This is a genomic window from Rhodococcus sp. NyZ502 (assembly GCF_041464245.1).
Classification (GTDB): Bacteria; Actinomycetota; Actinomycetes; order Mycobacteriales; family Mycobacteriaceae; genus Rhodococcus_F; species Rhodococcus_F qingshengii.
In genome coordinates, this window is sequence record NZ_CP167155.1 from 4,445,322 (window position 1) to 4,469,204 (window position 23,883).

Below are 23,883 nucleotides of genomic sequence, written 5' to 3' on the forward strand. Positions count from 1 at the left end.
AGCGGCCGCCCGGCTTCTGCCGGGCGGCCGCTTTCGTGTGGTCGTGTTTCAGGTAGTCGTGAACTTCCGAGCAAAACTCCCCAACTCGCGAATCAACTCTCGCGCAGCGTCGTCCTCACGCTGCACGGCAGCGCGAGCTTCGTCCGCCCATCCGTGACGGAGCAGTCGTTTGGCGGCAAGGACTGCCGGTCCGACGTTGGCGGCAATCTGCTCGGCGCTCTCGCGGGCGCGTGCCTGTACCTGGTCGGCCGGCACGGCGGCTGTCGCCAGTCCGTAGGCGGCAGCTTCGACGCCGCTGAGCCACCGGGCCGACAGGATCAGCTCGGCGGCTCGCTGCGTTCCGATCACCTTGGGCAGCAACCAACTACTGGCAGCTTCGGGAGCTGTACCCAGCGAAGTGAACGGTGCCCGCAGACGTGCGTCCTCGGCAACGTAGACGACGTCGCAGTAAAGCAGCATGGTCAGGCCGATGCCGACGGCAGCGCCGTGTACCGCGGCGATCAATGGCTTCGGGAACTCCACCAGCGCGACGATCAGCGGTGCGAATGCGTGGCCGAAGTCGGCGTTGTCTGCGCCTGGTTCGGCGAGTGCGCGTAGGTCGACGCCACTGGAAAATGCCTTGCCTGCGCCCTCGACGATCACCACGGCCACGGCTTCGCCCGACGCCGCGTCGTCGAGCGCTTTGGTGAACGCTCGAAAACCGGCTGCATCAAATGCGTTCAGGCGACTCGGATTATTGAAGGTCAGCGTTCGCACTGCTCCGGCATCCGCGACCAGGATGGGTTCAGAGGTGTTTGTCGACATTCGCTCCCCTTCGTTCCAAACCAAGCAGTTGCTAGGTATCCAAGCACCGTAACCGTCCACAGACGACAAAAGAAGGGCCCCTCGCGGGGCCCTTCTTCGTGTTACGGATCGACTCGAGAACTAGTCGTTGTTGAAGTAGCTCAGCAGACGCAGGATCTCGACGTACAGCCAGACCAAGGTGACGGTGAGGCCGAATGCGACGCCCCAGGCTGCCTTCTCGGGCGCCTGTGCGCGGATCAGCTGATCAGCGGCGTCGAAGTCGAGCAGGAAGCTGAAGGCTGCGATGCCGATGCAGACGAGGCTGAAGATGATGGCGACGGTTCCACCGTCACGCAGTCCCAGTCCGCCCTCGGTGAAGAAGCTCGCGACGAGGTTACCGAGCGCCAGAACGACAACACCGATCAACGCACCGATGATCATTCGCGTCAGACGAGGTGTCACCCGAATCGCACCGGTCTTGTAGACGACCAACATGCCGAAGAACACGCCGAAGGTTCCGAGGACCGCCTGCGCAATCAGCATCGACGCGTCAGCGCCTTGGAGTTGGAAGGTGAACATGAACGACAGCGCACCGAGGAACAGGCCCTCGGCCGCGGCGTACGCCAACACGATTGCCGGGTTGTCCATTTTGCGACCGAACGTCGCGACCAGAACCAGAACGAGGCCGACGAGACCGCCGCCGATGACCAGCGGGGCTGCGAGGTCGGCGTTGTTGTTGACCAGGAAGTACGACACCAGTGCCGAGATCGTCAGCACACCGAGCGTGATGCCCGTCTTGGTGACGACGTCGTCGATCGTCATGGCCCGCGAGGTGGGACCGGTCTGGTACGGCTCGGCCGGAGCGTACTGCGGCTGACCGAACTGCTGGGTTGCCTGCGAGGCGCCCGCCGTCGCAGATCCGAACGAGGCGTATCCGTTGCCCTCTTGCTTGGGCAGATTGCGGAACACCGGGTTGCTGGTGGTGCGCACCGTGATCATCCCTTCATCGTGGTGGCCTACGACGGGTGCGTCGCGGGTTCGCCGGACGGATCCGAGTTTCCGACACGGTCCGTGTACCTGACTAAAAGTAAAGCACTCGTAATTTACAACGTCGAAGCTTCGGTTGTAGTTCCCGGCGCATTTCCGGAAGATCAACACTCTTCGACACTCGTCCCTTTTCGATACTAGGACGGTTTGACCGACTTCATCACGATGAACTTCGCGTTCTTCGCCATCGCCTCGCTCGGACCCACCGCGGCTTTCAACGGTTCGCGGTACCCCAGATGCGCGTTGTGAACAGTCCACAACTCGCCACCGGGACGCAGGACACGGCCGGCAGCTTCGAACATCTTGAGTGCTCCGCCGGTGTGGACCGCCGCGCCGACGTGGAACGGCGGGTTCAACAGAACCAGATCCGCGCTCGCACTGGGCAACGAACTCACGGCGTCGTCGCGCAGGCCGCTCACTCGATCGCCGACGCCATTTGCGGACGCGGTCGCCAGAGCCGAAGCGACGGCTGCCGAGGACTGATCCGTTGCGATCACGTGCACGTCCGGGAACTTCCGCGCGATCGCCGCCGCGAGAATGCCGCTGCCACAACCCAGATCGATCACGTCGCTCAGCGGATCGACCGCAATCTTTCCGAGGTTCTCCAGGAGCAACCGGGTGCCGATGTCCAGGCTCGCACCGGCAAACACTGCGCCGTGAGCAACGACGTCGAGGTCGAATTCGTCGAGGCGTTCGGTCACCGGGAACGTGATAGCAACATCGGGCTTCGGTTCCGAAGCCTTGAGTACGCGGGACTTCTGACGCCCACGCGAGGCGCTGACGTCGGAAAACGATTCGCCGAGAACCTTGTTCATCGCTGGGGTGATGTGCTTGTCACGCCCACCGGCGAAGACACGAACCGCCGGGTCGGCGTGAAGCGCGATCAGCTGGGCGATCTCGGCAAGTTCGGCGAGGCTACGCGGCAATTGCATGAGCACGACGCGGGCGCCGCTGAGCAACTCCTCGTCCAGTCCGTGCGAGGTGAAGGCGTCACTGAATCCGAGTTCGCGCGCATTGTTCGCGAGGGCCAGCTCTCCGGTGAGCGGATCCTGGTGAACGCGCACGGCGGCGATTCCGTGCACGAGCGCAACACCGGCAGTCAGCGCACCGTAATGATCGCCGATCACGACGACGGTGCCCGCCGGTGCCGCGGCAAGAGCGTCGGCGGCCTCGTCGAGGATCAGACGATCAGCCGCATCGACGGCAAAGAGATTGGGTGCCTCGACATCGGGGAATCGGCGCAGACGATCGAACAGTTCGGGTGTGTCGGACATGCCACCAGTCTTTCAGGTGGAACTACGCAACACTCAATCCCCCGACCAGCAGGTGATCAGTTCGACATCCCTGTCAGTTCGACATCCACTGCACGACGTTGTCGACGGTGTCGCGTTCGGTGCGGAATCCGTTCACCGGGTGGTCGGCGTCGGGGTATCCGAACGAGATCGCGCAGACAACCTTGCGAGTGTCGTCGATACCGAAATGCTCGTGAATGAACTTGGAGCTGCCCGCGAGCGCCGCCTGCGGGATCGTGGCGACCCCCAGACTCTGGGCCGCGAGCAGGAAGCTGTTCACGTACAACCCGCAGTCGACTGCGCCGTAGGTGCCCAATGCCTCGTCAGTGGTGATGATCGCGACGTGAGGAGCGCCGAAGAGCTCGAAATTCTTCATCGTCTGTGCCGCGGATCCGGCGCGGTCACCGTGCTCGATTCCGACGCTCGAATACAGCGCCATCGCGCAGTCGAACCGACGCGACTTGTAGATGCCCTGGTACGCGCGCGGGAACTCGAAGTCCGACTCCTGGGCGTTGGCCATCACGTACTCACCGAGGCCGGCGCGGAATCGCTCGGTGCCCTCCCCTTCGGTGATCGCGACCTGCCACGGTTGCGTGTTGCACCACGACGGCGTCTTCTGCGCCAGCCGAAGGATCTCCTCGATCACCTCACGTGGCACCTGACGGTCCTCGTAGGCACGGCAGCTGATCCGGGCGTCGAGCAACGCTTCCAGGCTCGTATCCACGACGATGCTCTCGGTCATGTGTTCTCTCCTCGATCAGGCTGCACTACAACACTTCGCACGATAGAACTACCGCCTCGACGCAATCGTCAGCGGGTCACCTTTGCGAAGGCCGACACCAGCTCGCCGAACTCTGCCATCGCCGCATCCGGATCCGGATCTACTGCTGCCAGCGCAACCAGCACATCGGTGGCACCGGATTCGAGCAGCTGCTCGGCGCCGATCATCGTCGCCGGGAGGTCGATCGAACCGTCGGACCCGCGTACGACGGTCAGTCGCCCACGGACCTGCAATTCCGCTGGATCGCGTCCGAGATCCGCCATCGCTTTGCCGATGACGTCGATCCCTTCACGTAGGTCGTCGTCCGCGGCACCCATGATCGGAATCCACCCGTCACCCCAGGTTGCGACGCGTCGTACAACGGCCTTGGAGAGCGAACCGGACACCCAGATCGGGATTCCAGCGGCCGGACGGGGCGCGCAGTACACGTCGTCGAACTTCAGACGAGGGGTGTCGATGCTCGCCGGCGCCGAACTCCACAGGGCCCGGCACACTGCGAGAGCGTCGTCGAGCAGTGGTCCCCTTTTACCGAAGTCCATACCTGCCGCCTCGTATTCACGTTCCTGCCAACCTGTTCCGACGCCCAGGTCGAGTCGGCCCCCGGAGAGCAGATCGAGTGTCGCGGCCGTCTTGGCCAGTACCGCTCCCCCGCGCAGCGCCGCGATGACGATTCCGGTCCCCAAGCGAATTGTCTTCGTCTGTCCGGCAACAAAAGCCAGGACGGTCAGCGGCTCGAGCCAGTTGGCGTCGGGCTCGGTGGGGAACGCCGACCACGTGTACGCCGAGTTGTCCGAGCCCATCACCACGTGATCGGTGACGAGGACCCGGTCGAAGCCGGCAGCTTCCGCGTTCTGACAGACCTGCACGAGTTTCGCGTAGGAGTCCTCCGCGAGAGTGGTGCCGAAGTTGGGAACGTTCAGACTGAAAGTTGTCATGTGTCAAGCCTTTCGGGGCCGGTTGGTCCAGCCACCCTCTTCTGTGGGGAACCAGCCTCCGGCAGCGTGCGAGCCGCCGTCGACGTGGATCACGGTTCCGGTGATGTATCTCGCCAGGTCGGAAGCCAGGAACAGTGCGGGGCCGGCAATGTCGACCGGCTGGCCCGGTCCGCCCAACGGTGCCCACCCCGGCCACTTGTCCCAGTCGTCGGCGGGAACGATCGTGCGATACGGCACCTGTACCGACTCGATCAGATCCGGGGCAATGGCGTTGACGCGCACTCCGGTTCGACCGATCTCCACACCAAGGCTCCTGGTGAACTGTGTCAGCGCGGCCTTGTATGCCGAGTACATCGTGTGGCCCGGGATCGCTCGATGCGCCTCCACCGTCGTCAGGTTCACGATCGATCCACCCAAACCGCGGTCGATCATGCCGGGAAGCAGGGCATGGGTCAGACGCACGACGTGATCGAAATTGATGCTGCCGGCCTCGGACCAGAAACCGGGATCCGTACCGGTGAACTCTGTCGGCGGGTTCAGGAAATGACCCACGTTGTTCACCAGGACGTCCGGCGCGAACTCGGTCAACGCGACGGGGACTTCCCGCGTCCGCACGTCGTACTCGAGATAGTTGATCGAACCACCTGCAGCCGAGTCGAATTCGACGTCGCCAAGAGGAGCCACGTCGACAACCAGAACTGACGCGCCATGCGATGCAAATGCTCGAACAATCGCTGCGCCGATTCCCTGGGAACCGCCTGTGACCACTGCCTTCTTACCCACCAACATCGGCCCTGGGGAGTACGCCGATCCGACCACCACGAAGACACCCTTCTGCAGTTCGATGTGAAGCACTTCGGCGTACCGTCACACATCGATCGGCAAAACGGGCGCAAAGTTCTCACTCAGTGGTAGCCGCGACACCCCACCTGCTCGAACCGCCGAGTCGCCCATTCAAATAGTGCGGAATCTCGGCTGCCCGTATCGGCATTCCCTCGAGGTACCCCTGGATCACGTCACATCCGCACTCGGTCACTATCGCGCGCTGCCTCTCCGTCTCCACGCCCTCGGCGACGGTGTCCAGCCCCAGAGACTTGGCAATCGCGATGACGGCTCGCAAGACAGCGAACCTCGAATTCGAGGGATCCGCGTCCAGCGGTGCGACGAACGCCCGATCGATCTTCAACCGATCGAGCGGCAGCCGGGCCAAGCTGGCAACCGAGGAGAACCCTGTGCCGAAGTCGTCCATCGCAATGGCGATGCCGAGCGCCGAGAGCTGTACCAACACATCTCGGTCGGCGTCGTCGATGACCAACGATTCGGTCACCTCGATCTCGAGTCGGCTGGGGTGGAGGTTCACCTCGATCAGTGTCCGGCGTACCGAGTCGACGTATCGACTCGAACGCAGTTGCACCTGAGAAACGTTGACGGCAACCCGAATGTCCTCCGGCCACGTTGTCGCCGCCGTGCAGGCAGCCCTCAGAACACCTGCACCGATCGGCACGATCAAGCCGGTTTCCTCGGCGACCGAAATGAAGTCTCCCGGCGAGACGAGACCTGAAGTCGGATGGTTCCACCGCAGCAGAGCCTCGAACCCGACGACAACTCCCGTCGCGGCCGAGACCTGTGGCTGATAAACCAACTCGAACTCTTCGTCGATCAACGCACGACGAAGATCCAACAATGCCCTGGCCCTACCCGTCGCACGATCCCGCAAAGTCGCATCGAAGGCGCGAATCTGGTTCCGACCGCTCTCCTTTGCGTGGTAAAGCGCGAGGTCCGCGACAATCACCAGGTCTTCGAGGCTGTCGGCGTCGTCGGGCATCGAGCCGTACCCCAGACTGGCACGAATGCGAATCTGGTTGCCGACCAGTGAAAATGGTCCTTCGAATGAGTCGAGAATCGTTTGGAATCTCTTCTCCACCTCATCTGCACTCCCGATGTCGTCGAAGGCTAGGTCGTCGAAGGCGATGGCGAACTCGTCACCCCCCAGTCGGCCACAGATCTCGTTCGATCGCAGAACGCTGTGCAGTCTGCCGGCAACATCGCGAAGCACGTCGTCTCCGATGTGGTGTCCCAACCGGTCGTTGATCGACTTGAAGTTGTCCAGATCCAGAATTGCCAGCCACACCCTGTGTCCGTCCCGAATCCGCGAAGACAGTTGAGCGTTGAAGCTGTACCGATTTCTGAGACCGGTCAACGAATCGATCTCTGCCAATCGCAAGATGTTCTGGCGCTGGTGATACGAGTGCGTGATATCGGATCCGACACCGCGCCACCCGTAGGTCGCCCCATCGCCACTGCCCGGGTGACCTGACATCGACCACCAGCGAGTATCGCCCCGAACGACGACCTGCATGGTGAGGTCCCGAAACGCCGTCCCGGCTTGAAAATTCGCGGCGAGGAGATCAAGGGACTTCCTGCCCACATCTGTTCGGGACGCGCCGATCCCGATCAGGATCTCGTGCATTGTGCGGCCCCGAATCTGTGCTGCCGGCAAACCGACCTGCTCGGCGAATCGATACGACACGGTACTGGCGATACCGCGCGAATCGGTCTCCCAGAGCCAATCCTGTGCTCCGTCTTCGAGATCGTTGAGCAACAACTCGACGAGATCTCGTTCGTCCTCGGCTATGAGTTCGGCGCGTAGCCGTCTCTCGAAAAGTTTGGCCAACAGCAAAGTTCCGCTGTAGAGCGAACCTACAAAGACGACCAGCACCCCGATCAGCACGAAACGCGATGTGCCCGGTTCCGTCCAGAACGCCCCGGCCAACCCGACTCCCACCAGGCTGATCCAGACCACAGTGATTCCGCGAAACATCATGGTGGGAAACACGCCGACCGCGATCCCACCGATCAAGGTCGAGCTCAGTACCAACTCGTCACGAGGATCGAGCATCGGGAAGAGAACGAGAGCCAAGCACGCCAGGAGCACTCCCCAGACAATGATTTCGACTGTGAGTACCACCAGTTCGGTGGTCTGGGACTCGGAGACGCCGAGACGCGAGCGCCGGAGCCAATACACACTGAATCCAGCGCTCGACAACAGCATGACGCTCGACCAGGCGAAGGTGAACCATCCGGCATCCACCGGCAGAAGCACCACGATCGCTGACAAGGCAACCGCCGCGGTCAGAAACGACCACGGCAGTACGCGCGCGGTGAACCGCAGTCGTCGATCGAGTAGGCGACGGCGATCGTAATCCGAGAGGTGTTGTTCCGTGCCGCTGCGACCGAGTTTGCGCACCGACGTCCCGACGCGACGCCTACGGAGTACTGCCGGGTCACCCACGTCGGCCTGCTACCGCCGCTGCGACCGCGTCGACCGACATGGCTCCGCCGGCGATGTATCCCTGAACAGTCCTCACCCTTGCAGCGGCCACGGACTTCAAGTCCTCCTCACCGTCGACTCCCGAGACGACGACCTCCATTCCCAACGCGTCGACCAGATCCACGACAGCTTCGAGGATCGACCGTCCACCAGGCACTGCACCCGAAATGGAGCGCTCTATCCGGACTCGGGTGAACGGAAGGCCGGACAGTGATGCGAGCGAGGAGAATCCGGCGCCGAACTCGTCCACGGTCAGCGCGATTCCCATGTCCGCGATGGCGTGCAACGCAAACTTGGACTCGTCGGTGATCGCCGATGATTCGTTGAGTTGGAGCTCGAGCTGATGTGCACTGACACCTGATCGTCGAAGCGAATCCCCTATCGCGACGACAAAGGAATCCGATTCGAGCTGACGCGTCGATACCGCGACGGCTACCCGCAGGTGATCAGGAAGGCGGGACGCCGCCTCGCAGGCCAACTCGAAGACGGTAGTCCCCAGTGAGTACGCCAAACCGGTGTCGTCTGCGACGCTCATGAATTCGGCGGACGTAACGGCACCGAGGCGGGCGTTGTGCCAGATCACGCGGACTTCCACGGCCACGATCTCGCGGGAAACCACGTCGATCCTGGGCAACAGCTCGAGTTCGAGGTCCTTCTCCGCGACAGTGTTTCCCAGATCTTCGAGCAGGCGGGCCCGCCGATCGGCCACGGACTTCATCGAGTCTCGATATTCACGTACGGCCCCGCGCCCGGATTCCTTTGCCGCGAACAAAGCCAGGTCCGCAGCGCCCATCATCTCGTCGGCGGAGGACGGCAGCTCGTCGGGGAGGTAGTACCCGATGCTGCATCCGATCTCCAACCGCGTACCAGCCACTGTGATCGGCTCGTGCAGAGTTTCGATGTAGCGGCCGAGCAGAGTACGAACTTGTGAGCTGTCACCCACATCGGTGAAAAGAACCGCGAACTCGTCTCCCCCCAGACGTGCGAACAACTGTGACACCCCGCCGGCTTCGGACAGGCGATCCGCGACCTCTCGCAGAACCGCGTCGCCAACGGTGTGTCCCAGTGTGTCGTTGACCGACTTGAAGTTGTCGAGGTCGAGCATGGCCAACGCGAGACCACTTTCGCTTGTGTACGGCTCGCGCAGCAGTCGCTCGAGCTCGGTCCAGAAGCTGTGCCGGTTCGGCATACCGGTGAGTGCGTCCACACGACCCATCCGCACGATCTCGTCACTCTGCAGTTTTACTTCCGTGACGTCGGAACCGACTCCTCGCCAGACGAACTCGTCGGGTGTACGGCCGGGGCGCGGGCGTCCGGAGATCTGCCACCACCGAATTTCACCGTGAACTCGGACCGGAACGAGCACGTCGACGAATGCGGTCTTCGTGTGGCGGGCCTGCTGCAACTCCATGAGCGCATCGATCCCGCCGGGGATCCGTAGGGTGCCCAACTCCATGAACAGGTCCTGCCACGCCGTTCCCTGCAACTCGGTGGAGTCCAGCCCCGCTTCGACCGCGAGCCGCGTCGGGATTCGGTTGAACTTGCCTTTCTGGTCCGTCTCCCACACGAAGTCCCCGGCGTTGCCTTCGAAGTCTTCGAGAAGCATCTGCACGACCGATCGTTCCGACGCGGCGCTCAATTCAGCTCGATAGCGAGATTCCAGGTTGCCCGAGACCACTATCGTGCCGCCGATCAGAGCCGCGCCATAGGCGATCATTCCAATGAGAATTCGTTCGAACTCGGGTCCCGGCTGAAGCCAGAATGCCACCCCGAGGATTATCAGATTGGACAGGACCCAGGTGACCCCCACCACTCGCAACATCGCGGTGGCCACGGCTCCGGCACCGGTGATCGATGTGGTGACCGCTATCAGGATCAGATCGCCGGAATCGTCCAGGATCGGGTACAGGACCAGGGCGAGCGAGGAATACAGGATCCCGACTACAGCAAATTCGACGATGAGAAACGCGTAGGACATCCGGTACGTGGGTGTGATCAGGTTGAAATGAATGGCGAGACCCACGCACATCCCCACCAACCCGATCACGCCGGACAGCAATGGCCACACACGCGGCAGCGGTCCGCCGTCCGGGGGAATTACATACAACGTCAGCCCGAGTGTGACGACGAGGTGGACGGCAGCGGCCCATGGCAGCACGCCGAAGGTGACGGCTATCTGCTCACGAGTTACGTCATCACGTTGGGCGGGCGTCAGTCTTTCTCTCTGGCGGGGTTGCAGAAGCGACAGGACTGGCATCACTTACCTCCCGCTCCCACGACGCAATTGAATCGGACGTCCGACTCAGCAATTCTTCCGTAATTGGACGTTGCCGTGTCAACCAGTGCGTCCACCCTATTTCGGAGTCGCGTCTGCCCACAGACACAGTAATCAGCAAACTGCTGGTCTGCCGCAAGTTGGCGCCGCAAGTTTGATGCCCATGGGTTGAAATTAGACATGAGGGACAATGGCCGGAGATCGCCGATCACGTCGGTGGAGATTCCTCGACGGGTAACACGATCGGACTCATTCGAGTTCAGACAAGGACTATCACGATGGCAATCGACTACACCCGACGTTCCGGCGAGTCCACTCCGTCGCAAGCACCGGTCAGCCTGAGCAAGATCACGCTCACCAAATCGGCACCGACGGTCAACCTCGCGAAGGCGGGTGAACGACAAGGCAATATGCGCGTGAACCTCAACTGGTCACAGGGGGCACCACCGAAGAAGACCGGTTTTCTCGCCAAGCTCGCCGGCGCAGGCTCTGGTGCGGTCGACCTGGACCTCGGATGCCTCTACGAACTTGCCGACGGGTCCAAGGGAGTAGTTCAGGCCTTGGGTAACAGTTTCGGTTCACTGACTTCTCCGCCCTACATCTCCCTCGACGGCGACGACCGCAGTGGTGCGAACACCGGCGGCGAGAACATGCACGTCAATCTTGGTGACCCAAGCGCTTTCCGGCGAATCCTGATCTTCGCGATGATCTACGACGGCGCTCCCAACTGGGCGGCGGTGGACGGCGTCGTCACCTTGTATCCCACCAACGGGCCGGAGGTGGAAGTGCGACTCGACTCCGCCAGCAACCAGGAGCGACTGTGCGCGATCGCTCTCATCCAGAGTTCAGGTCAGGGCGTGACGGTGACGCGCGAAGTTCAGTACATCAACGGCAGTCAGTCAGATCTCGATCGGGCCTACAACTGGGGAATGAAATGGGCTGCCGGACGAAAGTAGGGGCTGCGGACGGGATCTCCCCCATCCGAACGACAATGTCCGAATCATCCACAATGTCGCAAGTTACTGGATAGTGTCGAGAAGTGGGGTCGGACATGAGGGGTCACGCTCGACACCGATAGTGGGTCGGTGACGCTATGTGCTTGGCGGCGCCGACGTTCGACCGGAAAGGCCCTCGATTTCCCCCGAGATCGAGGGCCTTTTCGTATCTTGCGTCACTGTTCGCACCCTTTCATTAGTTGATCGTTAAACTAGGCGTTCGTCCAACATGCACCGATGGAGAACGTGAATGTCCACGAATTCAGATCGACGCCCGCGCCTGCCCGTGAGAATCGCCTACCTCGCCGCAGGAGTTCTCTTTGTCGCCGCCATGCTCCTGTTGGCAAGCGTCGTCAACCCTGATCGGGACCGCGATTTCTCGATGAACCACGTCCCCGCGGGGACGTCGACGACCGCCTTCGCCGCAACGTCCGACCTCGGCTAACGAAGGTACCGGTACGTAAGTGGCGCACGTCACGAACTGTGGGTAGTTTCAACGCCGATGGTTCGCCGTAGGTCGGTATTGAGAGGGACGGCCAACCACTGCCCTGCCTGGTTGCCCCACCCAAGCAGGCAGGGCACCCCAGATCAGGCAGGCCCCCCAGATCAGGCAGGCACCCCCGATAATTTAAGCCTCAAGTAACTGTTACTCGGGAAAGACTTGTATCAAACGGGGACGAATCGTACATTTCATCCGGCAGTCGGCCTTCGTCCGACGCCTTTACCGTCAATGTCGACGGAACTTCTCTGAACACCACCACAAGTCGGCCACTTGTCGTGACCGCATTCGTCCTCGCGAAAGGCTCGCCCATGTTCGATTTCTTCGGCGCAATCTCCGGCTTCTTCGGCCTACTTTTCGGCACCGGCTCGTCGAGCGGGAGCTCGGGAGGAAGCAGCGACGCACCCGTCGCCCCGCCTACCTGATCCACAAGCCTCACCCGGCACCGATCCGCCGGGTGAGGCTCTCGCGAATCTCTTTGAAACACAACGTAACAGCACTTCAACTCCACCGACTTTTCTGCGGATCCACGCCGACACACTCCGGCGTCCGGACAGTTTCACCACATCGCCTGCAGTAATGGGTCCTGTGTCCGCCATTCTCCGTCGAGGCACACCCGCAGACCTCCCAACCGACAAGGCATGTGTTCGCCGTGAGCCGGTGTCCGTTGGGGCAGCAATCCGGGGATTGCTCGGTCAACCGCATCTCCACATTTTCGCACACATGTTCGACAAGTTGGTACTGCACGCTGCACATTCGATTACACCGGCCGCTTCCGGTCGGCCCGAGCGCAACTATCCCTTCCGTCACTTCGGTCTGCTTTAATACGAAGGCTTTGTCGGGGGTTTACCAATGTCCGAAGTTGTCGAGTTTCTGCGAGCATACGCAGGCGAACACGGGGTTGAACTATGGGTTTCTTCAAGAAGGCGGCTGTGACTGCTCTAGCGGTCGCTGCAGTCGGAGCATCAACAGGGATCGCATCAGCTGATCCGTCGACCGACGTGAATTACGAAGCGAAGGTCGTCGACAAGTCGATCGTCACCACCATCGACGCCGGGCTGTTCAAGGTGTCCGGCGACGGCAAGTCCGTCGTCTTGCAGGACAGCAAGGGAGCCGACCTTGTTTCCCTGCCTCTCGCATACAACCTCGGGGATCTACAGTTCCCCTTCGATCGCACGATCAGTGAAGACGGTAAGACCCTCACGCTGACACCGATCACCGATTCTGCGAAGGCAACACCTCGACCCGAGAGTGCGCCTGCGGCAAAGGAATGGACGCCCGTCGCCTCGCCCGAGGAGAATGATCGGGCGATTGCGCACTTCCAGAGCCAACTCGGCCTCGGCACTCAGGTCGGCAGCCTGCTCGGCACCATTGTCGGCGCCGGAATCGGTTGCGCTGTCGGCGCTCCGCTGGGCTTGACCATCGTCGGACTCCCCGTCGCCGCGGCACTGTGCCTGGGTGGCCTCGCAACAGGCGCCGGAATCGGCGGTGTCGCCGGAACGATCCTCGGCGGCGGCGGCGCGGCTGTCGTAGCCGGCATCGATCTCGTCAACACGCTGAATGCTCCTGCCGGGACGACCGTCTGGGCTCAGTAGCCACTTGGTGGTCAGTCGCTGCTCCACGGAAAGCCCCGCCCGCCCGAAGAGGACGAGCGGGGTTTTTCGATTCAATGTGCAGGAGGATCTACGTGGTGCCCCCAGTCGGACTCGAACCGACACTTGACGGATTTTAAGTCCGTTGCCTCTGCCAATTGGGCTATGGGGGCCTTGCCGCACCCGACGGGTCGGGTGCGGCAGGGATCAGACTATCGGGTCGGTCTGAGCTACCGACATCGCGATGCCGTCGAGTATGTCGTGTTCGCTGACAACCAGTTCGGTGATCCCGGCTTTGGCTTCGAACGCTTGAGCCAGCACCGTGGTGATGATCGCTCCGCCGCCGATGACGTCCACCCGCCCCGGATGCATCGGGCCGAAGGCAGCACGATCAACCCGAGGCATAGCAACGAGACGCTCGCACACGTCGAACAGTTGATTGAACGAAATCCTCGACAGGTGCACCTTCTCGGCGTCGTACTCCGGAAGATCCTGCGCGATCGCGGCCAGCGTCGTCATGGTTCCAGCGACACCCACCCACGTGTGCGCCTTCTCGACGGGTACGACCTCGAACGCCTCGGCAAGTTTCGCGGTCGCGAAAGCCGTCGCCTCGGAAACCTGCTCTGCTGTAGGCGGATCCGACGGTAAGCACCGCTCCGTGACGCGCACACAGCCGATGTCGGTGGAGTACGCAGCCTGGACGCCCGACGTGTCGCCGAGGACAACTTCGGTGGATCCGCCGCCGAGATCGACCACCACGAAGGGGCCCTCGGACGGATCGAGTTCTCCCACAGCACCGCTGAACGAGAGGCGCGCCTCTTCGTCGCCGGTGATGACCTCTGCTCCGGATCCGGGAATCACCGCGCCGAGCACGTCCCGCGTCATCGTGAAGAATTCTTCCCGATTCGCAGCGTCGCGAGTAGCCGAGGTGGCGACCATGCGAACGGCGGTTGCTCCGGCATCGGCGATCATCGACGCGTACTCGACCAGCGCGACCCGGGTGCGTTCGATGGCCTCGGGCGCGAATGTCCCTGTCGCATCAACACCTTGACCGAGTCGCACGACGCGCATCTCGCGCCGGACATCCACCAGACGACCGTCGGCGCCGACGTCGGCGATCAGCAGTCGAATGGAGTTGGTACCGCAATCGACTGCGGCGACACGGCGAGTCACCGGTCGGTGTTGTCGGCATCGTCGATGCCAGGCCAGTCCGCGGGAATTGCAGTGCCGCGCAGCTTTCCGTGACCGGCCAACGCGACGGACTCGTCACCGAGCGGATTGACGCCGGGTCCCTTGGCAAGCGAATGTGCCATCAGCACGTGCAGGCACTTGACACGATCCGGCATCCCACCGCCGGCAAAGTCGGTTCCCAGAGATTCGATCGCGTCCCGCTCGGCAAGGTACGACTCGTATGCCCGTCGATAGGCCGCGGCAAGTTCCGGATCCTGGGTCAGGCGTTCGGTCATTTCACGCATGACGCCGGCAGATTCCTGACGGCTCGCTTCGGCAGTCAGTCGCGGGTCCGTGAGGTAGTACAACGTCGGGAACGGTGTTCCGTCCGGAAGTTTGGGGGCGGTCTTGACCACGCCCGGCTGACCGTCCGGGCTGCGGTACGCGATCTCGATCACTCCGCGTGGCTCACGGCCCAATTGAGCGGCAACGGCGTCGAGATCCGCTTGTGAAACCTGTGGGGAATTTTCGGACGTGTTGCTCACCCGGTGGGTACTCCTTGTTCTTCTGGCTCTATCGGCGCCAACGGCATCGGGGCCGGTGTCGTCGTCTCGGGAACCACTGGCGGTTCCGAAATCGTTTGCCACAGATCGCGATACCACGGACCTGTGAGCGGTGTTTCCTTTTCCTGCTTCTTCTCGGGTTCCTTGTAGTCACCGGGAAGCTGAACCTGGAACGGGGTCTCGCCCGGTTTGACGTACCGAAGGCGTTCTCGTGCAAGAGCTTCGATGTACGCAGGGTCGTCGAAGCGCGCGTTCTGCCCTTGCAGCTTTCGCAGTTCTTCCTCGAGTACCTGACGTTCCGCCGCCACCTGCGCGGCATCCGAACGCTGGCTGATGTAAGTACGGAGCGGCACTGCCAGTGTCAGCGCCAGCATGAGCACAACCATCGCGAGCACAACTGCCCGACTGGTGGACAAGCCGAAAATGGTGTTGTCCGACTTCGGAAGCCGAGACCAGAACTTGTTGGTTCCGCTCTTCCCCAGGGCCGACTTCGACCCTCGCGCCGACGCTTTCTCGGCGGAGACCCCCGGTTGCGCGGGGTCTGTCACAGCGGAATCGACTGCTTCCGGATCTACCGAAGGTTCCGACACGCGTGCGCGTCGGGCACTGTCCCGACGCGCACGCGACGGTGTGTCCCCACGACGGGAACCACGACCCCCCGGACTTCCGCCGGGGGATCGTGGCTTACCGCGCTGTGCAGACACTACTGAATCTTAGATTTCCGTCAGGCCTCGAAAGCGAAGCGCGGGAACGCAACCTCGCCGGCGTAACGTGCTGCGTCGCCGAGGTTTTCCTCGATGCGCAGCAGCTGGTTGTACTTGGCAACGCGCTCGCTGCGTGCCGGAGCACCGGTCTTGATCTGGCCGCTGCCGACGGCAACCGCGAGGTCGGCGATGGTGGTGTCCTCGGTCTCGCCGGAACGGTGGCTCATCATCGTCTTGTAGCCGTTGCGGTGAGCGAGATCGACGGCGTCGAGGGTCTCGGTCAGGGTGCCGATCTGGTTGACCTTCACCAGGAGTGCGTTGGCCGCACCCTTGACGATGCCTTCTTCGAGGCGCTCGGGGTTGGTGACGAAGAGGTCGTCGCCGACGAGCTGGATTTTGTTGCCGATCTGATCGGTGAGTGCGACCCAGCCGTCCCAGTCGTCTTCGTCGAGCGGATCCTCGATGGAAACGAGCGGGTAGGCGTCGATGAGCTCGGCGTAGAACGCCGCCATCTCGGCCGCGGTGCGGTTCTTGCCCTCGAACTTGTAGCCGGTGCCGTCGGTGTAGAACTCGGTGGCAGCGACGTCGAGAGCGAGCGCGACGTCGGTACCCAGCTTGAGGCCGGTCTTGTTCACGGCGATCGTGATGAGGTCGAGTGCTTCCTTGGTGCCTGCGACGTCGGGCGCGAATCCGCCTTCGTCGCCGAGACCGGTGGAGAGGCCCTTCTCCTTGAGAACCGACTTCAGGGAGTGGTAGACCTCGGCGCCCCAGCGCAGCGATTCCTTGAAGCTCGGTGCGCCGATGGGAGCAACCATGAACTCCTGGACGTCGACACCGGTGTCTGCGTGTGCGCCACCGTTGAGGATGTTCATCATCGGGACAGGGAGAACGTGAGCGTTGGGGCCACCGACGTAGCGGAACAGCTCGAGGCCCGAGGACTCGGCGGCGGCGCGAGCCACGGCAAGCGAGGCACCGAGCAGAGCGTTTGCGCCGAGACGCGACTTGTCCGGGGTGCCGTCCGCGTCGAGCAGCGCCTGGTCGACCGTGCGCTGCTCGGTTGCGTCGATGCCGATGATGGCAGGAGCGATCTCGCCGAGCACAGCCTCCACGGCCTTCTCGACGCCCTTTCCGCCGTAGCGTGCGCCACCGTCGCGCAGTTCGACGGCTTCGTGCTCACCCGTCGAAGCGCCGGACGGCACCGCAGCCCTGGCGAAACTTCCGTCTTCGAGCAGAACCTCGACCTCAACCGTGGGGTTACCACGGGAATCAAGGATCTCGCGAGCTCCGACCTGCTCAATACTGGCCACTGTGTGGTTCTCCTTCGAATGGGCTTCGCATTGGGGCACGCTCTGCGTGCTTGACACTTGGGCTCCGACCCCTCCGGTCGAAAGAGGACCACGATCGCGGCTGGGCCTCTGCAGTGCCAGCACCTCTGTAGTGCCAGCACACAGCCTAACCGCACGGGCCGAAGGCTTCTTTATCGACGCGCGGTCACGGGTCCGACCTGCGGATCGATCACCGTCAGTCCGGCCGTACCCCGACTGAATACGCCGACGCACGATCACGAACGAGCGCGAGATAGTCGCCCGAGAGGTTGTACGCCATCAGTGCCTGCTGCCATCCGGCAGCGGAAGTGAGGTCTCCCCCGCGTGCACACAGGTAGCGGGCGGCCGTGAGGGCAGCGTCGTCGATGTTGTCGGGGTCCACCCGGCCGTCGCCGTTGGCGTCGACTCCCCATTTGAGCCACGTTTCGGGGATGAACTGCATGGGCCCCATCGCACGGTCGTGCACTGGATCGCCGTCCATCGCCCCGCCGTCGGTGTCGGGGATCTCGGCAACTCCCGGGCCACCGTCGAGGGGGATTCCCCGAATGATCGGAGCAACCTGGCCGAACGCGTCGACCGACGAGCCGTCGTAGGTCCCGTGGCGGCTCTCGACGCTGCCGATACCGGCCAAAGTTGTCCACCCGATTCCGCAGCCGGGAAGCGTCTCGGCCATGACCGCAGCGGCGTACCCGTAGGCCTCGAGTGCCGTCGTCCCGATCCCGATGTCGTCCGACAATCCCGCTGCCCAGTCGGCGAGTTGATCAGCACTGCGGCCGGGAGCATTGATGTCGATCGGCGGCGTCGGAGAGCCGGTACCTGGGGGTATGCCCTCGGGAATAGCAACCTTCGGTTCGTTCGATCCGCAAGCCACGACGCCTGCGCCCAGCAAAGCTGTTCCGGCAGCTACTGCTGCTACGGCTCGCGAGAGACGCCGGGGACTTCTGCGGGCTACGGGAGTTCGGTACACCCCTCCATCATCCACATGCGAGTGAACTACTCCCGAATCCATTGGTAAAGAACAGCAAAAGTACAGGTGAGGGCATGGTTCGCCGTCGATGATGGAGTATCTTCTTCTGAGTTAAGGCTGGCCTAGCCTCACGAACTTGTCCGAAGCTGTTACACCCTTCCTGTCAGGAGTCGCCCGTGCCCGTGTCGGTACTCGCTGCCGCGAGCACACCATCAGTTGCCACCCAGTTATTCGGCAGTGGCCTGATCGGTCTGCGCGAAGGCCTCGAAGCGGGCATCGTGGTGATGATTCTCGCCGCCTACCTCGTGAAGGCGCAGCGCAAGGACGCACTGAAATGGGTGTGGCTCGGCGTCGCGATCGCCGTCGCGATGGTGGCGATCATCTTCTTCGCGATCCACTACGGAACGTCGACGGTCGACGGCCTGACCGCAGAGATCATCGCGGGCGTTGCCTCCCTGATCGCCGTCGTCATCGTCACGATCATGGTCCTGTGGATGCGTACGGCAGCGAAGAACATTTCCGGAGATCTCAAGGCGGGGATGGAAAAGGCGCTCATTGCCGGACCCGTCGCCATTTTGTCGCTGGCATTCTTCGCGGTCGGTCGTGAAGGCGTCGAGACAGCGTTGCTCATGGTGGGGTACGCAGAGAACACCGCCGGCAGCTCCTGGCCGCTGGTCGGACTGCTCCTCGGAATTCTCTTGGCCGCCGTCTTGACCGTCGCCATGTACTTCGGCGCCCTCCGTCTCAACCTCACGACGTTCTTCCGGTACACGGCGATCTTCCTCATCGTCGTAGCCGCCGGAATCCTCTCGTACGGTGTTCGCGCTCTGCAGACCGGAAACGTCCTGCCGGGCGGTTCGAATCTCGCGTTCAACCTGACACCCGGCTACGACCCGTCGACCTGGTACGGCACCGTCCTCGCCGGAATCTTCAACTTCCGCCCGGACCCGACCGTCCTGCAAGCCGTCGCATGGCTCGTCTACCTCGTAGTCGTCCTAGCACTCTTCCTGCGTCCCCTTCCGTCGAAGCCAACCGAGCCGACGGCCCCGCCCGCGCACGACACACACGTTCCCGAGAAATCCTGAGAGGCATTGCCGACATGCGTAAATCCACACTCGTACTGGCCACGGTCGCGGTACTTCCCTTCTCCCTCGCCGCGTGCACCGAGAAGACGACGGCGAACGACGGCGACATCACGGTCACCGCCACCGACGACTCATGTGAGGTCAGCGCCACGACGGGGACGACCGGCACGTCGACCTTCCAGGTGACGAACAACGGCTCCAAGGTCACCGAGTTCTACGTCTTCGCCGAGGGTGATCGAGCGATGGGCGAGGTCGAGAACATCGGCCCAGGACTGACCCGTCAGCTGATCGTCTCTCTCCCTGAAGCAGCGACCTACCAGCTCGCCTGCAAGCCGGGCATGGTCGGAACCGGCATCCGTCAGGACTTCGTCGTCACAGGCGATTCGCAGGCGGCCACCGACGAGAGCGGCCAGCTCGCCGAAGCCGCCGACGGTTACCGTCGCTACATCCGCAGCCAGATCGTCGCGCTGCAGGACACCGCAGCTCAGTTCGTCGCCGCAGTCCAGTCCGGCAACGTCGACCAGGCGAAGGCACTGTTCCCGATCGCACGTACCTACTACGAGCGCATCGAACCCGAAGCCGAGAGCTTCGGCGAGCTCGATCCCAAGCTGGACCTTCGCGAAGCGGATCTCGAGCCCGGTCAGGTCTGGACCGGGTTCCACCGCCTCGAGAAGGATCTGTGGGTGACCGGGCTTCAGCCGGACACCAACGCGGTCGCAGATCAGCTGCTCGAAGACATCCAGTACCTTGCCGACCAGGTGAACGCGGACGATTACACGATCGATCCCACCAAGATCGCCGGCGACGCTCAAGGGTTGCTCGACGAGATCTCGAAGTCGAAGATCAGCGGAGAAGAAGACATCTTCTCGCATACCGACCTCTGGGATTTCCAGGCCAACGTCGATGGCTCACAAGCGGCGATCGCGGCACTGAACCCGATTCTGCAGGAACGTAATCCCGAGCTCGCCCAGCGCATCGCTGACCGATTCGCCGACCTCGACGCTGCGCTGGCGCAGTTCCGGGTCGGCGACGGATTCGTGTACTACGACACCGTGACCGAGGCGCAGCGTCAGGAACTCTCGCGTAAAATCGATGCTCTGTCCGCCGAGGTCAGCCAGGTCCAGGAAGTAGTCGCGGGACAGTAGATGACTGATTCACCAGAAGGCATACCCGCTGCGGAAAGCGCAGCACCGCAGGCAGTCTCACGGCGCCGACTGTTCGGCGCGGTGGGGGCCGGCGCCGTCCTGGCCGGTGCCGGTGCCGTCATCGGGCGGGTGACCGCCGACGAGAGTTCCGGCGCCGATCACGCAGACGTGGTGGCCTTTCGCGGCGAGCATCAGGCAGGCATCACGACGCCGGCCCAGGATCGTATGCACTTCGTCGCTTTCGATGTGACGACGAAGTCGCGCGACGAACTGATCACGCTGCTGCAGACGTGGACGGCGATGGCCGAACGAATGACGGCGGGTCAGGAAGCAACCGAAGACGGAGCGACCGGCGACGGTCCGTATGCACCACCGAGCGATACGGGTGAGGCACTCGATCTCGCGCCGTCGCAACTCACCCTGACCATCGGATTCGGACCGTCACTTTTCGACGACCGTTTCGGGCTCGCAGACAAGAAACCTGCTGCCCTGCTCGATCTCCCCCACTTCCGTGCGGACAACCTCGACCCGAATCGCAGCGGGGGCGACATCGCCATCCAAGCGTGCGCCAACGATCCCCAGGTTGCCGTCCATGCGATCCGCAACCTCGCGCGAGTCGCGTTCGGGACCGCGTCGGTCAAATGGTCGCAACTCGGGTTCGGACGAACATCCTCGACCTCGACGACGCAGGCGACACCACGAAATCTGTTCGGGTTCAAGGACGGAACAGCCAACATCAAGGCGGAAGATCCAAACGCACTCGCCCAGCACGTCTGGGTTGATCCCACTGACGATCAGGCCTGGATGGCAGGCGGATCATTCCTCGTCGCCAGACGAATCCGCATGCTGATCGAGCAGTGGGATCGCGCAGTACTCAAGGAACAGGAAGCTGTCATCGGCCGCTCCAAACGGAGCGGAGCGCCGCTCGGTGGCAAGGACGAGTTCGACGAGCTCGATCTCGATTCCAAAATGGGACACGACTTCGTCATCCCGGAGGATTCACACGTGCGCCTGGCCTCTGCCGAGGAACTCGGTGGGATTCAGATCTTGCGCCGCGGATACAACTTCACGGACGGCTCCGATGGCTTCGGCCACCTGGACGCGGGACTGTTCTTCGTTGCGTACTGCCGGAATCCGGTCGAGCAGTTTGTTCCGATGCAGCAAAACCTTTCACGACACGATGCGCTGAACGAATACATCCAGCACGTCGGTTCTGCGGTCTTCGCTTGCCCCGGCGGTCTCGCCGACGGGAGCTACTGGGGCGAAACACTGTTCAACCCCAAATAGTCGATCAATTGGTTGGATACCACACTTGCTAACAAACTTCGAGTAATTTTATATATCGAACTGATAACAATCTTGGGATCAATGGTCCCGAAGGTGATATCTCGCCCATACGATCTGCGCATGAGAATTTCAGCACTTCTTCGAATTGCCCTTCTTTCAACGACTCTGGCGACGGCAACGATTAGCTTGCCTCCTCTTATGTCGCCAGCACGCGCAGCAGATCGTTTTACGGTCTATGCATACGACGAGTTCAATGGCCCTGCAAATTCAGCCCCCAACCCAGCCATCTGGCGCTACGAAACCGGCGGAGGTTGGGGGAACAACGAAAAGCAGGTGTACACCGACTCGCGGTCCAACTCGAGACTGGATGGGCAAGGAAATCTCCTCATTCAGGCCCAAAAAGTAGGCAACACAATCACTTCCGCACGACTTGGAACTTTCGGCAAGGTCGACTTCACTTACGGACTAGTCGAGGCGCGAATAAAACTGCCAGCAGGAAAGGGCATGCATCCGGCATTCTGGACGCTCGGCACGAATCTATATACAGCCGGTTGGCCCGGCTGTGGCGAAATCGACGCAATCGAAACCATCAACGATGCGAAGACATACACGAGCGCCGTGCACGGCCCTACCAAATCAGGAACACGAGTGACCGGAGTTTGGGACCGCAGTGTCGGCGGCGCACGACCCGGCACCGACTTCACCGCATTCCACACCTACGGGATACTCAAGCGGCCCGGACGAATCGAGACCTACATCGACGGCGTTCGAATGCTGTACCTCGATCGGTCACAGGTATCCGGAGCGGAGGCATGGGTGTTCGACGCTCCCGCATACACCTTACTGAATATTGCCGTTGGTGGAACCTGGCCAGGTTTAACCGATTCCACCACACCTTGGCCATCCACGATGACTGTCGACTACGTACGTTGGTTCCACGAGAACTGATACGCGGAGTTACCGACATTCATCCAGCAGTGCGGTGGGATCGCAAGCGACCGCTCGAAGCACCCTCCTGATCATTTCGGTATCGAATACGTTGCTGTGGAAGGTAACTGAAAAGTGACGTCGCCCATCGATCTCTGCACCGAGGAACGCGATTCCTTCCGCTCCATATGGATCGGTGGCCGCCACACACAGCGGATCGCCTGTCCATCTGATTTCATCCGAATTGGGAAGACGACCTATGTCCGAGTATGAAACCAAGGCGTGAGGCTTGATGCTCACGCTCGCCTCGGCGACCGTGGCGTGGGACCTCCCGAGGACCGAAGCTACAGTCGCCTTCGCACTGATCGCTGAAAGGGTCAGCAACGGGTGACCCGAAACGAGTGCCCCCGCGATACCCCGACTGACCTCCGACAAAGTCACGGATTCACCCACCGGAACATATTGCCCCACAGCAAAATTACCATTGACCACGGTCGACGGATGCGCATATCTGCGCGCGTCCATCAACACGAGCGCATTGGACGCGGTTTCCACTCCATGACCTCGCAAGGCAGCAAGAAAAACAAACAGTGTTATCGCGCGCAGAGACGCCGACGGTGCGTGCTCGTCGCGCCAGCACACTAGTCGACGTGCAACTTGCGGATCCATCGGGAGCGAAAGACTGACCGGGTTGGGCCGCCAGGGCGTCCGGCGAGTCGCCGAAACCGCCTCAATCCGTGTTCCACGCACGTGCGAATGCCATCGAACGGCCGCTCCGAGCCGCCGAGGATCAGCTGCAAAAGACCGAATAATTGTGCGCGACAAAGGAAGTCTCGACTCCGCTGTATGCAGAGATGAGGGTAGTTGCCCTGATTGAGCGGTGCTGACAAGGGCAGCCCACAATCGCGAACCACCGATCCCGTCGGAGATGCCGTGCGAACCCAAACATGCAACATACTCCCCCGACGCAACGATTCGGATCGACGAGTGCGTCAAATCCGAATTGAATACGGCGGTCGCAAATCTCGAAATGTCCGCCGCGTCGGTGGGCGGAACTTCTTCGACTGCCGCGCCAACAGCATCCGGATCGAACAGCCAACGACGGCGAGAGGAATCCGCGCGCAATCCGAACCTCGTCTGCGGACCGATCCGAGCAATCTCGATCAGCGCGCTCCGCAGA

General features: G+C 62.1%; 21 protein-coding genes and 1 tRNA gene. 7 read left to right on the forward strand and 15 right to left on the reverse strand.

Annotated elements, in window-relative coordinates; translation table 11 throughout:
- Positions 1-48: 48 nt before the first annotated feature.
- The 8 genes from ACBG85_RS20315 to ACBG85_RS20350 all read right to left on the reverse strand — a co-directional run bounded on the left by ACBG85_RS20315 (position 49) and on the right by ACBG85_RS20350 (position 10,426).
- Entirely contained in the window at positions 49-804 is a 756-nt protein-coding gene (locus tag ACBG85_RS20315; protein ID WP_372024563.1) for an enoyl-CoA hydratase/isomerase family protein, read from the reverse strand.
- A 120-nt stretch (positions 805-924) separates the two neighbouring features.
- Entirely contained in the window at positions 925-1,773 is an 849-nt protein-coding gene (locus ACBG85_RS20320) for a Bax inhibitor-1/YccA family protein (protein WP_020970268.1), read from the reverse strand.
- Between the two features lie 194 nt (positions 1,774-1,967).
- Entirely contained in the window at positions 1,968-3,104 is a 1,137-nt protein-coding gene (locus ACBG85_RS20325) for a class I SAM-dependent methyltransferase (protein ID WP_007728811.1), read from the reverse strand.
- A gap of 73 nt (positions 3,105-3,177) precedes the next feature.
- Positions 3,178-3,864, reverse strand: coding sequence for a nitroreductase (locus ACBG85_RS20330; protein WP_372024565.1), 687 nt, complete (start codon positions 3,862-3,864; stop codon positions 3,178-3,180).
- Positions 3,865-3,932: 68 nt separating this feature from the next.
- A complete protein-coding gene (locus ACBG85_RS20335) occupies positions 3,933-4,838 on the reverse strand; it encodes a TIGR03619 family F420-dependent LLM class oxidoreductase (protein WP_050657062.1) in 906 nt (301 codons plus the stop codon).
- Positions 4,839-4,841: 3 nt separating this feature from the next.
- Complete coding sequence (locus ACBG85_RS20340) at positions 4,842-5,693, reverse strand: SDR family NAD(P)-dependent oxidoreductase (protein WP_030536264.1); 852 nt, start codon at positions 5,691-5,693, stop codon at positions 4,842-4,844.
- A 46-nt stretch (positions 5,694-5,739) separates the two neighbouring features.
- The gene (locus ACBG85_RS20345; RefSeq protein WP_372024568.1) at positions 5,740-8,130 is read right to left on the reverse strand and encodes a putative bifunctional diguanylate cyclase/phosphodiesterase; all 2,391 of its coding nucleotides are present in this window, start codon (positions 8,128-8,130) and stop codon (positions 5,740-5,742) included.
- Complete coding sequence (locus tag ACBG85_RS20350) at positions 8,123-10,426, reverse strand: bifunctional diguanylate cyclase/phosphodiesterase (protein ID WP_225320105.1); 2,304 nt, start codon at positions 10,424-10,426, stop codon at positions 8,123-8,125. The genes ACBG85_RS20345 and ACBG85_RS20350 overlap by 8 nt, the downstream gene beginning before the upstream one ends.
- 296 nt (positions 10,427-10,722) lie before the next feature.
- Here ACBG85_RS20350 and ACBG85_RS20355 point away from each other — a divergent pair, with 296 nt between their 5' ends.
- The 3 genes from ACBG85_RS20355 (at position 10,723) to ACBG85_RS20365 (ending at position 13,533) form a co-directional block, all read left to right on the forward strand.
- Positions 10,723-11,400: a tellurium resistance protein TerA gene (locus ACBG85_RS20355; RefSeq protein WP_007728823.1), complete on the forward strand. Its 678-nt coding sequence runs from the start codon at positions 10,723-10,725 to the stop codon at positions 11,398-11,400.
- Positions 11,401-11,689: 289 nt separating this feature from the next.
- Positions 11,690-11,884 (forward strand): hypothetical protein, encoded by a 195-nt coding sequence (locus ACBG85_RS20360; RefSeq protein WP_007728824.1) that lies wholly within the window; start codon positions 11,690-11,692, stop codon positions 11,882-11,884.
- Positions 11,885-12,846: 962 nt separating this feature from the next.
- Entirely contained in the window at positions 12,847-13,533 is a 687-nt protein-coding gene (locus ACBG85_RS20365) for a hypothetical protein (protein ID WP_007728826.1), read from the forward strand.
- A 93-nt stretch (positions 13,534-13,626) separates the two neighbouring features.
- On the opposite strand, the gene ACBG85_RS20370 is transcribed toward ACBG85_RS20365, so the two are convergent.
- The 6 genes from ACBG85_RS20370 to ACBG85_RS20395 all read right to left on the reverse strand — a co-directional run bounded on the left by ACBG85_RS20370 (position 13,627) and on the right by ACBG85_RS20395 (position 18,301).
- Positions 13,627-13,703, reverse strand: a tRNA-Leu gene (locus ACBG85_RS20370).
- A 34-nt stretch (positions 13,704-13,737) separates the two neighbouring features.
- On the reverse strand, positions 13,738-14,703 hold the full coding sequence (locus ACBG85_RS20375; RefSeq protein ID WP_341513677.1) for a Ppx/GppA phosphatase family protein: 966 nt from the start codon (positions 14,701-14,703) through the stop codon (positions 13,738-13,740).
- Positions 14,700-15,245 carry a DUF501 domain-containing protein gene (locus ACBG85_RS20380; RefSeq protein WP_003946286.1) on the reverse strand — a complete coding sequence of 182 codons (546 nt, stop codon included), beginning with the start codon at positions 15,243-15,245 and terminating at the stop codon, positions 14,700-14,702. The genes ACBG85_RS20375 and ACBG85_RS20380 overlap by 4 nt, the downstream gene beginning before the upstream one ends.
- On the reverse strand, positions 15,242-15,967 hold the full coding sequence (locus ACBG85_RS20385) for a septum formation initiator family protein (protein WP_372024573.1): 726 nt from the start codon (positions 15,965-15,967) through the stop codon (positions 15,242-15,244). The genes ACBG85_RS20380 and ACBG85_RS20385 overlap by 4 nt, the downstream gene beginning before the upstream one ends.
- A gap of 20 nt (positions 15,968-15,987) precedes the next feature.
- Positions 15,988-17,274: a phosphopyruvate hydratase gene (gene eno, locus ACBG85_RS20390; RefSeq protein ID WP_003946309.1), complete on the reverse strand. Its 1,287-nt coding sequence runs from the start codon at positions 17,272-17,274 to the stop codon at positions 15,988-15,990.
- Between the two features lie 214 nt (positions 17,275-17,488).
- Entirely contained in the window at positions 17,489-18,301 is an 813-nt protein-coding gene (locus tag ACBG85_RS20395; protein ID WP_087503791.1) for a lytic transglycosylase domain-containing protein, read from the reverse strand.
- Positions 18,302-18,441: 140 nt separating this feature from the next.
- Here ACBG85_RS20395 and efeU point away from each other — a divergent pair, with 140 nt between their 5' ends.
- From efeU to ACBG85_RS20415, 4 genes are all read left to right on the forward strand, one after another.
- Positions 18,442-19,344 (forward strand): iron uptake transporter permease EfeU, encoded by a 903-nt coding sequence (gene efeU / locus ACBG85_RS20400; RefSeq protein ID WP_058037265.1) that lies wholly within the window; start codon positions 18,442-18,444, stop codon positions 19,342-19,344.
- 14 nt (positions 19,345-19,358) lie between these two features.
- Positions 19,359-20,489: an iron uptake system protein EfeO gene (efeO, locus tag ACBG85_RS20405; protein WP_372024576.1), complete on the forward strand. Its 1,131-nt coding sequence runs from the start codon at positions 19,359-19,361 to the stop codon at positions 20,487-20,489.
- Entirely contained in the window at positions 20,490-21,776 is a 1,287-nt protein-coding gene (gene efeB, locus ACBG85_RS20410; protein ID WP_372024578.1) for an iron uptake transporter deferrochelatase/peroxidase subunit, read from the forward strand.
- A gap of 120 nt (positions 21,777-21,896) precedes the next feature.
- Positions 21,897-22,724, forward strand: a complete 828-nt coding sequence (locus ACBG85_RS20415) for a glycoside hydrolase family 16 protein (RefSeq protein ID WP_052416980.1) — start codon at positions 21,897-21,899, stop codon at positions 22,722-22,724.
- A gap of 9 nt (positions 22,725-22,733) precedes the next feature.
- Here ACBG85_RS20415 and ACBG85_RS20420 read toward each other — a convergent pair whose 3' ends face one another.
- Positions 22,734-23,258: a hypothetical protein gene (locus ACBG85_RS20420; RefSeq protein WP_144245859.1), complete on the reverse strand. Its 525-nt coding sequence runs from the start codon at positions 23,256-23,258 to the stop codon at positions 22,734-22,736.
- Positions 23,259-23,883 lie beyond the last annotated feature (625 nt).